Here is a 14,897-nt window from a genome sequence, read left to right on the forward strand (position 1 = left end):
AAACGAGGCTATCATGCCCATTGCTCCACGTAAAGCTCTTCTTCGTTGATAGGCTTGGGTATTGTCCTTTATACCTCATAAAAAGTGTCCAACTAAATGTAGCCTATCCACTCTCAATGCTTATAGGCAAGAGGCTTTATTATTTATGTAATTAGATATTTCATTTTTTCGGCTAGTTCATCGAGATCAGTGGCCTTTATTTGTTTTTCAGCCATAGGGAACAGCACGGTCTCTTCTTTTACAAAGTGTACCGTCAATACTTCAAAAGCTTCTCCAGCGTCGCGTGCCACAGTGCGAATTTGCTCGCTGTCCATTTGATCAATACTGCCACGTGTATGGTGGAAAAAGTGACCAATATATGCCTCTATTTCTTGATGTTCTTCTTGTATGCCGACAATAGGACCTTGCTCAAACCCGATGTATTCTCCAAGCTTCGGAAATAAAAAGTTTTCCTCTTTATCTGTGTGGTTTTTAAACGGCTCAATAAATTCATACAGCTTCTGCCTTAGCGTCTTGAGTTGTAGGCGTGCATCTTCAATGGGAAGCTCCCACTCTTCAAGTTCCCGAACAATCGCATGCCACTCCTCCATCAAATAGCGAAGGTAGCGATGCTCATTTTCTAAGATGCGTAGAGCTGGCTCTTTAAATGTTAATGTGTGGACTTCAGCCATAGCAATCCATCCTTTCTGCTCAAAAGTTCAGCAACTTCTTTTTCAATGCATATTCGACCAGCTCAGGGCGACTTTTCAGATTCAATTTTTCCATAATCTTTGCTTTATGTGCTTCCACGGTCTTCACTGAGATATATAACTTCGCAGCAATTTCTTTATTACCGTACCCTTTTGCGATAAGAGGTAATATTTCAAGTTCACGCTTCGATAACAGTTCAAATGGATCCTGCTCATCTGACTTGGCATGCGGATTCATCAATTCACGCACAAGAGAAGTGGCGAGTTGTGGCTGAATATATGTGCCTCCGTTAAAGACCGTACGAATGGCAAACAGCAGTTCATCATCTGGTGCATTTTTCAGCATGTATCCGGAAGCACCGTTTTTCAATACATGAAACAGGTATTCTTCGTCGTCATGCATGGTTAAGATGAGAATTTTGACGTCAGGATAATCTTCTTTCACTTTACCCGTCGTAACCAGTCCACTTTCACCGGGCGGCATACTCAGATCTAGTAGCAAGACGTCAGGCTGGTGTTTCGCGACAAGCTGATAGGCTTCAATTCCATCGGCTGCGAGACCTACAACTTCCATATCCTGCTGATAGTTGAGGATCATCGAAAAACCGCTTCGGACGATGGCGTGGTCATCGGCTATTACTATTTTCATTCACTTACTCCTCTCCTTTCAGGGGTATGGACAATTGGATCCATGTGCCTTTACCGGGCGTAGACCTAATATGGAGAGAGCCTTCAATGAGTTCCGCTCGTTCTTTCATACCGAAGAGACCTAAACCCGTGCCCTTCGGCTGGTCCTTCTGGTTGAATCCAACCCCCTCGTCTTGAACTTCAAGTATTACATGACGATTTTCTTCACGTAAAACGACTTGTACTTCATCGACTCCAGCGTACTTGATGGCATTCATGACCGCTTCTTGGCATACACGGTAACATACTGTTTCAACAGATGTATGATAACGTGACTTCCCAATCTTCGCTTCAAATTCAACAAATACACCATACGTTTGTTCCACACGTTTGAAGTGAGAACGGAATGCGGCTTCAAGTCCCAAATCATCGAGTGCGGAAGGTCTCAGTTCGACAGATAATGATCGAATCTCCTCAAGTAATCGCGACAATGTAGATTGGGTCTCTTGCACCTTTGATAACACTTTCTCATCACTAGAAATATATTTCATCGTGCGAAGGTCAATGACCGCACTCAGCAGTTCTTGAGCAATCCCATCATGTAATTCTCTTGAAATCCGTTTCCGTTCTTTTTCTTGTGCTTCTAACACGTGACGCATCAGCATGTTTTGATTTAAACGTTTTTGTGTTTCGAGTTGTGTAGAGAGATCCCGTAACATAAATACGCGGATCCCCTGTTCTTGATCGATAGTATGGAATGTAGCGGCATACGGGATGACACCTTTCCCTTTAGTATCTAAATACACTTGAAAAGATGAGAAATCACCAGCATCTTTATCGTTTAAATAACAATGCAAGCAACTTTGTAATTCCTGATCACTTGTATATCCTTTGCAGGTACCGCACATCGCCTGATCGACACCTGCTTTCAATTTTTCCAGCACATCTACATTCAAAATTTTTTCTGCTGCAGGATTTAGCGCAAGGGCTTTTCCCTCTCTATCGAAGAAAAACATAGCTTCTGTACTGTTCTTATACAAGTTCTGTAACAACGAATCTAGATTCACTGTATATAATGATTTCAAATCAGCATCAGCTCGTTTCCATCAATGGTATGAAATGTGTGTTTTGCTAACAATTGTAACTGATTGAGTTGTTCTTGTGTAAACTTCTTAGGTTCACGGTATCCCCCAAGAAGCACACCAACGACGCGTCCGTTATGCCAAACCGGTACGGCGCCTAAACTTTCTAAGTGCTCAAGTGATACAATTGGAAAATCGCATAACTGATCAGCCGTACTAAATAAATGAACGTCGGATACTAGGAGAGGTTTACCAATCTTAAATACCATTCCCGCAATTCCTTTTCCTGAACGTAACACAATCTTTCGCAATCGATTGGTCTTGTTACCGGCCAAGTATTGCCATTTCAAGACGCACTGATTTTGTTCATTTTCCACTAAGGCGAGGGCAGTCAAATCAAATCCTTCCGTTTGGTGGATACATTCCACCGTTGCTTGTATTTTTGTATCCATCTTTGTTCTCTCCTATACGAATTGATAAAGAGGAGAGCCCCCCTCTTTATCAATTCGTTCGCTTATGTCGTCTATATAGAATATAACTTCTTCCTACGTAATTCAATGGAACGCTCCAGACGTGAACTAAGCGTGTAAATGGCCAAAAAGCAAAAATCGCAAATCCAGTTAAGACGTGCATTTTAAATGACAAAGGTGCAGCAGCCATTAAAGAAGGCATAGGATTGAAAATAAATAGGTTACGGAACCACACGGAAATTGTTTCCCGGTAGTCGAATTCAGGTTGAATGGCATTGGTCACAACTGTTGCGTACATACCCATAAATACGATGAATAATAACAAAGAGTTTACAGCTAAATCAGAAAATGAACTGAGTCTGCGAACATTTTTTAATGTGAATCGACGGAATGTCAAAATTAACATACCGAGGAGAGTCATAAAACCGAAGAACCCCCCAATATAGACGGCTCCTATGTGATATAAATGGTCGTTTACACCCAGCGCATGCATCCATTCTTTTGGAATAGCCAGTCCCCCGACATGGCCGAAAAACACTGGAATAATACCTAGATGAAACAATAGACTTCCAATCATCAATTGTTTCTTTTCAATAAACTCACTTGATTTCGCCGTCCAGTGAAACTGATCCACACGATACCGATAAATATGACCAAAAATGAAAATTGCGATGCATAGATACGGAAATACGACCCACAGCAGCTGATTAACCCATTCCATTGACTGGCGCCTCCTTATCTATACAGGCTTTCATTGTTTCACGTAGCCCCTTGATCAAATGGAAATAAGGGCTTTTTCTTTTTTCGAGCGATTTCACCAGGTGATACGTCCCGTCTTCTAGAACCGCCATCAGAATACGGAAACTATCTTCCGCTCGGGGGTCACCTTTCCATTCTGCTATATATAAAAATTCGCAAATGAGGGGTAAAAAATCGGACAGCTCATTTTCTGGCATGTCCAGCCCAAACATTTCATACATCACCTTGAGCTTCGCCAACATCTGTCCACGTTCTTTTGCATCTTCAAACTTGAAGAAGGTCATAAACAAGGTACTTTCTTTATCAAAATCAAAAGTATCGGTGTACATCTCCTGAATTTCTTCGAGACTGAATTCGTGCATCAATTGCCAGTACGTATTGACGTGCGAATAGGCAGGGTGAGAGGAGTCAAAAGACTCCTCGATTGCCGACGGATGAAAATCAAGTTTCTCAGGGTACATCAGGTGGTGGGAAAAGAACCCGAATGACTCTTTATATAGGTACAATTTATCCGTGTTAATCACGCCAGATCCCCCCGTAGAAGTTCTCTTCGTAGATTTCTTTTCCTGTTTTTGTTGCTGTCCCGCTCTGGTTAAGTCCTACAGGACCACAGCCGTCACAGCCTTCTCCCGATTCGGTTCCCCAACCGCCCATGCCAGAGCTATTGTATCCTTCCATTCCTTGTGCACGGTACGGATTGACTCGCCCTTCACGGTGCGTACTTGGAATGACAAAGCGGTCTTCATATTTCGCAATGGCAAGAAGACGATACATCTCTTCCGTTTGGTGAGGCGTCAAGCCTACATGGTCTAAACGGCTGTTATCAAACTCTTTACCCGAAGATAACGCACGCATGTATGAACGCATCATCGCCATACGCTGCAAGGAGTGTTTAACTGTCACTGTGTCTCCAGCTGTCAGCATGTTCGCTAAAAATTGGATTGGTGTAGTCATTTCTTCAATAGCTGGAAATATCATGTCGGGATTTTTGATTGAATCCTTCCCTTCAAAATAGTTCATGATTGGACTCAGTGGTGGAACATACCAAACCATTGGAAGCGTACGATATTCTGGATGAAGTGGGAAAGCCAGCTGATGTTCGATTGCCAATTTATAAACAGGCGAATTTTGAGCAGCTTCTATCCAGTCATCCGAAATACCATCCTTACGAGCCTGAGTGATAATTGCAGGGTCGTTTGGATTTAAAAATAAGTCACACTGGGCTTTATACAAATCTTTTTCATCAGGTGTTGATGCTACTTCCAGAACACGGTCTGCATCATAGAGAAGAACGCCTAGATAACGAATGCGGCCTGTACATGTCTCTGAACATACTGTTGGTAGTCCTGACTCAATACGTGGGAAACAGAATGTACATTTCTCGGCTTTATTGGTCTGCCAGTTAAAGTACACTTTTTTGTACGGACAACCCGTCATACAATAACGCCAGCCACGGCATGCTTCTTGATCGACAAGCACAATACCATCCTCTTCACGCTTATAAATTGCGCCAGATGGACAAGAAGCCACGCAGCTCGGATTTAGGCAGTGCTCACAAAGTCGTGGTAAGTAAATCATAAATGATTTTTCAAAATTAAATTTGATTTCTTCTTCGATTTTCTGAATGTTTGGATCAAGAGGCCCTGTAATATGCGCTCCTGCCAGATCATCCTCCCAGTTCGGACCCCACTCAAGATCCATTTTCTCGCCTGTGATTGCAGAATGGGCACGAGCTACTGGTGAATGTTCTTGATCTGCTGCATTCGTTAGGTCCTCGTAGTTATACGTCCAAGGTTCGTAGTAATCTTTCATCTCAGGCATGTCCGGATTGTAGAAGATTTTTCCGAGTGCCACTTTGGATAACTTGTTACCAGATTTTAATTCAAGCTTACCCTTGCGAAGTTGCCACCCCCCTTTGTATAGCTCTTGGTCTTCCCAACGTTTTGGATAGCCGATACCTGGTTTCGTTTCGACGTTGTTAAACCACATATATTCTGCGCCTTTACGATTCGTCCAGGTTGTTTTGCACGTCACACTACACGTATGACAGCCGATACATTTATCTAGATTCATGACCATGGCAACCTGTGCTTTAATTTTCAAGCCAGTCAACCTCCTTTTTCTTGCGAACGGCGACATAAACATCCCGTTGATTCCCGATGGGTCCGTAATAATTAAAGCCATAACTTAACTGTGCGTAGCCTCCGACCATTTGTGTCGGCTTCAAATGAATACGAGTCGGTGCATTATGGCTACCTCCGCGTGTGTCAGTTATTTCAGAGCCAGGTACTTGAATGTGCTTGTCTTGTGCATGGTACATAAACATTGTCCCGCGTGGCATCCGGTGACTGACCACAGCACGTGCTGTGACGACACCATTTCGGTTATAGACTTCTAGCCAATCGTTATCATTAATATCATGAGCCGCGGCATCTTCGTTGTTGATCCATACCGTCGGCCCCCCACGGAATAAGGTCAACATATGCTGATTATCCTGATAAGTCGAGTGAATGTTCCACTTACCATGGGGCGTTAAGTAACGTAATACAAGGGAATCTACCCCGCCTTTGACTTCTTTATCTTTCGGGCCGAATACCATTGGTGGTAGTGTTGGTTTATAAACTGGTAATGCCTCTCCGAACTGTTGAAAAATTTCATGGTCGATATAGAAGTGTTGACGACCTGTTAATGTTCGGAACGGTACCAAACGCTCAATGTTTGTTGTGAACGGTGAATAGCGACGTCCCATTTTATTGGAGCCACTGAAAACTGGTGTCGGAATAACTTCACGAGGTTGGACCGTAATACTCTGGAATGTGATTTTTTCTGCTGCACGGTCCGCTGATATATCGCGTAGTTCCACACCGCAGTCCTCTTCTGCAGAAACATATGCTTTTTGAGAAACACGACCATTAGTTGCTGAAGAAAGATTTAAAATAGCATCTGCTACTTGGCGAGCGGTCTGAATCTTCGGCAATCCATTTTTAATAGAATCGTCAAAATACGTCCCGTTAATGCGTTTTAGTTCCTCGTACTCTTCCGCAACAGAGAAGCTTACACCGTGAGCACCTACTTTTCCTACAGCTAAGTTCGGGCCGAGTGTAATGTATTTATCATGAATCTTTGTATAGTCTCGTTCAACGACGGTAAAGTTTGGCATGGTTTTGCCTGGAATAGCCTCAACTTCCCCTTTTGCCCAGTCTTTTACTTCACCCATCGGCTGTGCAATCTCATTGATTGAATCGTGAGCAAGTGGTGTCATGACTACATCTTTGTAGACACCGGGCAGATGCGTCTTTGCCATATTCGAGAACTTCTGTGATAATGAGCGGAAAATATCCCAATCCGATTTTGATTCCCATAATGGGTTTACAGCAGGGTTAAACGGATGTACAAATGGATGCATATCAGTTGATGACAGATCTGTTTTTTCATACCAAGTAGCTGCAGGTAACACAATATCTGCATAAAGTGGTGTGGATGTCATTCGAAAATCAAGTGCTACTAATAAATCGAGCTTTCCGTGAACGTCTTCACGCCACTGGATTTCTTCTGGTTTGCTGTCTTCATTTGGCGAGGCAAGCAGGCCATCTTTTGTACCGAGCAAATGTTTCATAAAGTATTCTTGGCCTTTTGCCGAACTTGAGATCAAATTCGAACGCCAGACAAATAGAGAGCGCGGGAAGTTTTCCGGTGCTGCAGGGTCTTCCACAGCAAATTTTACTTCCCGAGACTTCACTTGATTCACAGCATGATCGATAATGTCTTGCGTGGAAGTCTTGCCTTCTTTTGCTGCTTCTTCTGCAAACAATAAACTATTTTTATTGAACTGCGGATAAGATGGCAGCCAACCAAGTCGTGCCGCGAGTACGTTATAATCCGCAGGATGCTGGTAATTAACGTCTCCTGCAAGTGGCGACTTCAAACTGTCAGTACCACTCTCTTCATAGCGCCACTGTTCCGTTGCAAAATAATAAAATGATGTTGCATTTTGAAGACGTGCTGGACCTTGCCAGTCTTTTGCGAAGGCTACTGTCGACCATCCTTCGATAGGGCGGCACTTCTCTTGCCCAACGTAGTGTGCCCAGCCACCGCCGTTAACGCCTTGTGAAGCTGTCAACATAACTAAGTTTAGAATCGAACGATAAATTGTGTCACTGTTGAACCAGTGGTTGATACCTGCTCCCATAATAATCATCGAGCGTCCACCAGTATCTAACGAGTTTTGAGCAAATTCTCGAGCAATCTGAGTAACAACAGAGGCTTTTACAGACGTGATCTTCTCCTGCCAAGCCGGTGTGTAATGAGATTCCGCATCGTCATAACCTTTTGCATTATATTTGCTGTCAGTCCGGGCAATACCGTACTGACTCATCATCAAGTCAAACACGGTTGCTGCGTATCGTTCTGTTCCGTCAGCAAGGGTGATCTTACGTGCCGGAATCATACGTTTGAAAATGCCATTGCCGTTATTGTCAAAGTAAGGGAACGCAATCTCAACCCACTCGTGACTGTGACCTTCAACAGTTAGCGCTGGCTCTACTTTCGTGCCGTCTTCATTTTCTAAAATCAAATTCCACTTCTTGTCTTTCTCCCATCGTTGCCCCATCGTACCGTTTGGTACCATGAAATGTTGTTTCGCTTCGTCAAAGATTACCGGTTTCCAATCAGCATGTTCTTGCTCTTGGCCGATATCACTTGCACGAAGAAAACGACCACCTTTTAGGGTATCTTCATGAGGATCCAGAAGAATCATAAATGGCATATCTGTATATTGTTTAGCGTAATTGATGAACATCTCTTCTTTGCGTTGATGATAGAACTCATCTAAAATTACGTGTGTCATGGCTTGTGCAAGGGCAGCATCTGTTCCAGGATTTGGCGCAAGCCAATTGTCTGCGAATTTCACATTTTCTGCAAAGTCGGGTGCGACAGATACTACTTTCGTTCCTTTATAGCGTACTTCTGTCATAAAGTGGGCATCAGGCGTACGTGTAAGAGGTACATTCGACCCCCACATCATCAAATAACCGGCATTGTACCAGTCTGACGATTCCGGTACGTCAGTCTGCTCTCCCCAAATTTGAGGAGAAGCTGGTGGAAGATCCGCATACCAGTCGTAAAAACTGAGCATTTCTCCACCGAGTAGTGATATAAACCGTGCGCCTGAGGCATAACTGATCATCGACATGGCAGGAATCGGAGTGAATCCCGCGATGCGGTCAGGACCGTACTTACGAATGGTATGAATGAGCTGAGCGGAAATCAGTTCGAGTGTATCTTCCCAGTTCACTCGGACATGACCTCCTTTACCGCGAGCCGCTTTGTACTCTTTCGCTTTTTCCGGATCTTCTACGATACTTGCCCAAGCATCTACAGGATTTTCATGGATAGCCCGCGCTTCTTTCCATAGGCGCCATAACTTACCGCGCATATAGGGATACTTCACACGCAGGGGACTATATTCATACCAAGAGAACGTAGCGCCACGCGGACATCCACGAGGTTCAAACTCCGGCATATCCGGACCACAAGAAGGATAATCGATCTGTTGGTTTTCCCAGGTAATGATTCCGTTTTTGACGAATACCTTCCAGCTACAAGAGCCAGTACAGTTTACACCGTGCGTTGTGCGTACCACTTTGTCATGACTCCAGCGCTGGCGGTACATATTTTCCCAGTCACGGCTTTTTTCTTCGAGGATGGACCAACTACCCGAATAGCTCTCTACGGGCTTAAAAAAGTTAAAGCCATATCGTTTCTTCATTGCTACTATCCACTCCTTCTTTTCACACTAATTGCCTATGATGATATTATCCGTGCGAAATGGAGCAGTTCCCATTAGGGAAATTCCTATACCCGTTCTCGAATTCCCTTGTTCCATTAAAAAAGTCTCTCATGACTTCATGAGAGACTTAGTGTTTGAGATTCAGTTAGCTTGCCATCGCGCATATGGAACACACGAGTAGCAAGACGTTCCGCATCTTCTTTTCTATGTGTAACAAACAATATAGATATCTGCCATAACTCATGGATGCGTCTGAGTTCATTTTGACAACGAATCCGAGTATCGTCATCGAGCGCCGAGAACGGTTCGTCGAGAAGTAATAGGTTGGGTTTGACCGACAATGCTCTCGCAAGAGCAACTCGTTGTTTCTCTCCTCCCGAGATCTGATGAGGGTATTTCCTTAATAGATGGTCAATACCTAACTGATGCAACGTTTCCAGAAGAATTCCGTTTGCCTTTTTTTTCGATGTCGCAAAGTAAATATTGTCTTCTATGGTCATATGAGGAAATAAAGCATAGTCTTGAAACACATATCCGACGCGACGTTTTTGAATAGTCATCGGTTTTTCGTCATCTGCAAATAGAATCTGATCACCCAATTGAATGCGCCCTGTATCCGGTTGAATCAAACCGGCAATGCAATCCAATAAAGTTGTTTTACCTGAACCTGATGCGCCGAGGAGAGCTACAATTTCTTGCCCTACAACTGCTTCCACTTCAAGCGAAATATGTTCTAATTTTTTGTGAATGGTCATCTGCAACATCGTTATTATCCCCTCTGTCTTCTTTCCATTTGATTGCGCCAATAGTTGATCCATGTAATCATCGCAAATCCGATGAGAGATACGACAACCACCCAGAACGTTGCAGTTTCCATATCACCTGCTTCGTAAGAGAAGTAGATTTCAAGTGGAATCGTTACCGTTTGACCCGGAATATACCCCGCAATCATTAATGTCGCGCCGAATTCCCCCAGACCTCGGGTGAACGCTAGTAATAGTCCAGCAATGAGTCCTGGCCAGGCAAGTGGCAAAGTGATCCTCCTGAAGATAGACCACTCCGATACTCCCATTGTCCTTGCGGCATGTTCAAAACGAGGATCAACCTTTTCGAACGCTGCAACTGTACTTTGATACATTAAAGGCAGGGATACTACAAAAGCAGCGATAGCCGCTCCAACCCATGTAAATACAACCTTAATGCCAAGCACTTCGTTAAGAAATGACCCTATGGGCGCATTCAGGCCAAATAATAGAATTAACACAAAACCTACTACGGTCGGTGGTAATACCATTGGCAAAAGAATGACTGCTTCTATGGCACTCTTCCCGTAAACGTGACGTGTACGCATCCACTGAGCTAGGATAAGGCTCATGATGGCTACAAAAAGCGTAGACACCACAGAAATTTGAAGTGAAAGGTATAGAGGAGAATAATCCATGTTACTCAGTCAACTCCTCACTAATGGATAGAAATCCATATTCTTGTAATAATTGTTGACTTCCTTCAGAAAGAAGAAAATCAATGAACGCCTGTGCTTCCTCAGAGTTGTCCGACTCTTCTAAGATTGCAGCATAGTAGCCAATGTCTTCATGGAGCGGAGGCAAAATTGTGAACCAATGGAGTTTTTCGGATCTGACTGCATCTGAATAGTATAAGACACCGAGTTCGGCATTTCCGCTTTCTAGATAAAGGACCTGTCTCGCGTCTTTCGCATAAATGAAACGATCTGTATAGCTTTCTAGAAGACCCGCTTCCTTAAACCACTGCTTCGTATAGTGACCAAGCGGGACACTTTTCGGTTCGCCCGCCACCATTTGACCCTGATACTCTTTAAGCAGTTCATGAACATTTTCACCTTTATAAGACTTATTCGAGCTCCCCACTACAAGTCGATTTTGTGCAAAAGGAATGATGTCATGTTGAATAAAATCTTCATGACGCAAATCTTCTAAAACTTGCAGATCGGCTGACAAAAACAGATCAACTTCCGCACCTTGACGAATCTGCGTGGCCAGTTTGGAAGACGAATTATAGGTGAAAACCAATTCCCAGTCTGGGTAGGTTGCCGAAAACTGCTCTTTCAGTTGCTCTGTTACATCTATTAAACTTGAGGCGGCCGAGATTACAACTATCTTCTCCTGTTCAGGAGGCTGGGTGCAACCTGCTAACAGGAAAGCAAGAGCCCCCCACGCGACCATCCATTTTTTCATTTCGATTCAACTCCCTATCGACAAAAATAGAGGAGTCACTATCTTCTGTCAATAGATGGGACAGAAAAAGCGACTCCTTTGTTTAGATGGCTTGTCTCACTTGCTCGAACAGTACATTATTCTCCAAATGGATGTGCTGGAATGTATCTTTCTCAAGATTTTCTAAACGCTTCAGAACTAAACGATGTGTGTTACATGCATCATCAGGTGGAGTAAACCCATTCGTGATCTCTCTCATCTCTTTTAACACAGTGCCTGCTGTTTCATGTTCATCTTCTAGTTCTTCGATATGTGGCCGAAGTGCCTCCAGACGCTCTACAGTAGGTTCCTTGATATAAGAAAGTATTGCTGGAAAGACGTTATGGTCTTCATCATCCGTGTGCGCAATTAGCTCTTCTTTTAACGCTCGATAAAGATCTTGTAAACGCATTACGTATGGGTAGCGTTCACCATGTACTTTCGCAAGCTTTGTGACAAATGGGGTTAAAGCTGGCAGTTCATCACGAAGCTTCTCATGGTATTTCTGCTGTATATGCACAATCAACTCACGCGGGTCACTCTCCGTCACTTCATTCATTTGATGCAGTTCTTGACGGGCTTGAATCTCTAATAGTTCCGTCATCACGTGTTCTTCTTCAAGTCCTCTTTCCATGACAGCTGATCGTAGTGGTACTTTTCCTCCGCAACAGAAATCAATGCGTAGCTTACGAAATAAATCGCTCGATTCGGGCAATGTACTGACAATGTCAGCGACGTGCATTTCGGGTGTGATAGTTTGCATATAAATCCCTCCATTAATTGATATTGATTCTCAACTAGAGAGTACAACTTCTTGCAGCTATACTCTATCAGGGAGTTCCCTCTTTCGTTGTGCAAATGCCCTTACACGCATTTTCCCTTAGTCAGTGCATGCTATACTGAAAAAAATGCATAAGAAAGAGGGTTTTCGCTATGTCAGGTCCATCGTTAAAACAACTTCATGCCCATCATGCCATCCATGAAGGCGCATTATCAGGAGCTATTGAAAAAACAGAAGAAGTGGAAGATTTATTGCGTCAAAAAGAGTTTGCTGTTGCACGCCAAGCAGCTGACCACTTACTCGATTACTGGGAAACTCGCATCATCGCCCACGCCAATGCAGAAGAAGAAGGTTTCTATCAGGAGATGGCAGAAAAGCACCCTCATCTCGAGCCAGTCATACCGAAGCTTACTCGTGACCACGACTTGATGCGTATTATTGCAACGGATACTCGTACACTTTTAGCAAAAGAAGGACTGACTTACGAAGTGATGAAACAATTCCACGCACTCCTTGTCGTTAATTCGATTCACAGCCGAGATGAAGAACGACTGTTACTTGAGGAACCAAATTCATTATGAAACCTGCATCTACAGCAACTGTTGCTCAGAATCGGAATGAACGCTGTGCTTGTGGTAGCGGGAAAAAGTACAAGAAATGTTGCGGGAATCAATCAAATGTCTCAACTTTTCGTGAGCGACAAGACAACCTTCTTCGTGAAGTTTTGCAGGAGTTTTTCACGTCCCAACCTGTTCCTAGTGAACAACAAAATCTTATGCGCTGGAAACATATAGCGGAAGATTATCTTGTGCCTCTTTACGATGAAGAAAAAGCGAATAGTGTCATTGGAGATCTGTTCTTTTTTGGAGAACGTGTGGATATTTGGAATGCGTATTTGAAGAAGACAACCGTTGAAACAAAGTATGAAGATATTCAGACGATCTTGAAAAGCTGGCAGAACCCTGAACTCATAGCAGGTCACGTGATAGCTATCGAAAAACATCGTGCCACCGTAAAATCTATCCTATCTGGCAGCCAATACATAGTGGATGTAAATGAATCTTTTCCTGCTATGGAAAATGATTTAGTGCTCGGGTTTATGGTGCCAGATGTTCGCGAGGAAGACAATTACTGGATGGTGCTAAACAGCATCATCACTGTGAACGGGCAAACCCATGCCATACAAGAAACGTTGGTGAAACGTTTTGAACAAGCGAAGGGAGTTTCGCCTCAGGCATATTTACTACAACACGCTTTGGATGTATACCGGTTGTTTAAAGCAGATTCTAGAGCGGAGAATCAGACAGAACAGGCAATTCGCGATTTAGAAGAGCGCCTAGTCGATGCAGATATTCGCAATGAAGAGGTTCTTGAACTGCTCTATCATGCTTTACAGTCTTTTGAAAAAGTGCCTAGCTATGCAGTAGATTGTGCTTTGCAGTTTGGTCAGGAAAAAGGCTGGTTTACTTTTGAACAATGTTCAACATCTGAGCTATCTCATGATGCAAAACTGTTCCTAAAAGAGTTGCACCAACTGTATGATCAAACCTTGGCTAATCAAGAAAAAGAATTCACCTATGCATTTGAAGTAGGAACCAATCCAAAAGCAACGGAACTTTCCAATTGGGAACTTTTCAAGCATTTGGAATCTCTTGAGATTACGAATGAACACGTACTGCAAAGACAGATGGATTTCTACGGTGGGAAACCTTACACAGCAGGTACTTCAGAAGACAAAGCCCAGCGTTTAGCCTACCTAACGTTCCGGGAGGAAGTAACGCAGGACAAAGTGACTAAGATTCAAGAACTTTCCCCTTATTTAGTTGATGGGTATATACTCGAAAGTTATTTAGAGACGGAACCCCATAAACGGGAGAAGCTTCTACTACAGGCTCTTGAAACAGGAAGGTCTACGTTTGAACGAGGAATGGATGTAGCGTGGATGTATGTGCCGAACCGTCCATACTTACGAGCTCTTTTCACAGTCGGCACCTTTTACTTTGAACAACGTAAGTTTAAAGAAGCGTTCACGAAATTTTATACCTTGCTACAGTTGAACCCAGGAGACCATCAAGGGGCACGTTATCTAGCACTAGCTTGTTTGATTACAATGAAGCAATATGAAGATGCTGAGAGTCTGATGAAACATTACGAAGTCGCTCATACAGATAACGCCTATTATGCTTGGTTCCGCTGGGTGATTTCCTTTAATACAAAGCGTTTTTCAGCTCAAACGCAATATCACTACGAAGAAGCACTAGAGCAAAATCCGTATGTGAAAAAATATGTAGTAGGCAAACTTCCTTCTTTGGCTTTTCCGCGGAAACTTCGAGTGGTACCTCGTTCTCCAGAAGAAGCTCAAATCATCTGGACATATATTGAGCCCAGTTTATAATAGAGTAGGAGGGAGCGATTAACTCCCGTCCTCTCACACCACCGTACGTACGGATCCGTATACGGCGGTTCAATT

At 43.4% G+C, this 14,897-nt stretch carries 14 protein-coding genes; 2 read left to right on the top strand and 12 right to left on the bottom strand.

What is annotated here, in order from left to right:
• Positions 1–143: 143 nt before the first annotated feature.
• The 12 genes from M3Z76_RS08895 to ric form a co-directional block, all read right to left on the bottom strand.
• Positions 144–671, bottom strand: coding sequence for a hemerythrin domain-containing protein (locus tag M3Z76_RS08895; RefSeq protein ID WP_293922489.1), 528 nt, complete (start codon positions 669–671; stop codon positions 144–146).
• A gap of 19 nt (positions 672–690) precedes the next feature.
• Complete coding sequence (locus tag M3Z76_RS08900) at positions 691–1,338, bottom strand: response regulator (protein WP_293922487.1); 648 nt, start codon at positions 1,336–1,338, stop codon at positions 691–693.
• Positions 1,339–1,342: 4 nt separating this feature from the next.
• Positions 1,343–2,401 carry a sensor histidine kinase gene (locus M3Z76_RS08905; protein WP_293922486.1) on the bottom strand — a complete coding sequence of 353 codons (1,059 nt, stop codon included), beginning with the start codon at positions 2,399–2,401 and terminating at the stop codon, positions 1,343–1,345.
• Entirely contained in the window at positions 2,398–2,850 is a 453-nt protein-coding gene (locus M3Z76_RS08910) for a GAF domain-containing protein (protein ID WP_293922484.1), read from the bottom strand. The genes M3Z76_RS08905 and M3Z76_RS08910 overlap by 4 nt, the downstream gene beginning before the upstream one ends.
• Before the next feature lie 49 nt (positions 2,851–2,899).
• Positions 2,900–3,589: a respiratory nitrate reductase subunit gamma gene (narI, locus tag M3Z76_RS08915; RefSeq protein ID WP_293922482.1), complete on the bottom strand. Its 690-nt coding sequence runs from the start codon at positions 3,587–3,589 to the stop codon at positions 2,900–2,902.
• On the bottom strand, positions 3,576–4,151 hold the full coding sequence (gene narJ, locus M3Z76_RS08920) for a nitrate reductase molybdenum cofactor assembly chaperone (RefSeq protein WP_293922479.1): 576 nt from the start codon (positions 4,149–4,151) through the stop codon (positions 3,576–3,578). The genes narI and narJ overlap by 14 nt, the downstream gene beginning before the upstream one ends.
• Positions 4,144–5,730 carry a nitrate reductase subunit beta gene (gene narH, locus M3Z76_RS08925; protein ID WP_293922477.1) on the bottom strand — a complete coding sequence of 529 codons (1,587 nt, stop codon included), beginning with the start codon at positions 5,728–5,730 and terminating at the stop codon, positions 4,144–4,146. Before narH ends, narJ begins: the two co-directional genes overlap by 8 nt.
• Positions 5,720–9,394: a nitrate reductase subunit alpha gene (locus M3Z76_RS08930; RefSeq protein ID WP_293922475.1), complete on the bottom strand. Its 3,675-nt coding sequence runs from the start codon at positions 9,392–9,394 to the stop codon at positions 5,720–5,722. Before M3Z76_RS08930 ends, narH begins: the two co-directional genes overlap by 11 nt.
• Before the next feature lie 137 nt (positions 9,395–9,531).
• The gene (locus tag M3Z76_RS08935; protein ID WP_293922473.1) at positions 9,532–10,179 is read right to left on the bottom strand and encodes a sulfate/molybdate ABC transporter ATP-binding protein; all 648 of its coding nucleotides are present in this window, start codon (positions 10,177–10,179) and stop codon (positions 9,532–9,534) included.
• 5 nt (positions 10,180–10,184) lie between these two features.
• Complete coding sequence (gene modB, locus M3Z76_RS08940; protein ID WP_483310155.1) at positions 10,185–10,856, bottom strand: molybdate ABC transporter permease subunit; 672 nt, start codon at positions 10,854–10,856, stop codon at positions 10,185–10,187.
• 1 nt (position 10,857) lies between these two features.
• Positions 10,858–11,628, bottom strand: coding sequence for a molybdate ABC transporter substrate-binding protein (modA, locus tag M3Z76_RS08945; protein WP_293922471.1), 771 nt, complete (start codon positions 11,626–11,628; stop codon positions 10,858–10,860).
• 82 nt (positions 11,629–11,710) lie between these two features.
• Positions 11,711–12,409, bottom strand: coding sequence for an iron-sulfur cluster repair di-iron protein (gene ric / locus M3Z76_RS08950; RefSeq protein ID WP_293922470.1), 699 nt, complete (start codon positions 12,407–12,409; stop codon positions 11,711–11,713).
• A 170-nt stretch (positions 12,410–12,579) separates the two neighbouring features.
• On the opposite strand from ric, the gene M3Z76_RS08955 reads away from it, so the two are divergent.
• Positions 12,580–13,008, top strand: a complete 429-nt coding sequence (locus tag M3Z76_RS08955; protein ID WP_293922468.1) for a hypothetical protein — start codon at positions 12,580–12,582, stop codon at positions 13,006–13,008.
• On the top strand, positions 13,005–14,822 hold the full coding sequence (locus M3Z76_RS08960) for an SEC-C metal-binding domain-containing protein (RefSeq protein ID WP_293922466.1): 1,818 nt from the start codon (positions 13,005–13,007) through the stop codon (positions 14,820–14,822). The genes M3Z76_RS08955 and M3Z76_RS08960 overlap by 4 nt, the downstream gene beginning before the upstream one ends.
• Positions 14,823–14,897: the final 75 nt, after the last annotated feature.

This window comes from Metasolibacillus sp., assembly GCF_025291715.1.
Lineage (GTDB): Bacteria > Bacillota > Bacilli > Bacillales_A > Planococcaceae > Metasolibacillus > Metasolibacillus louembei.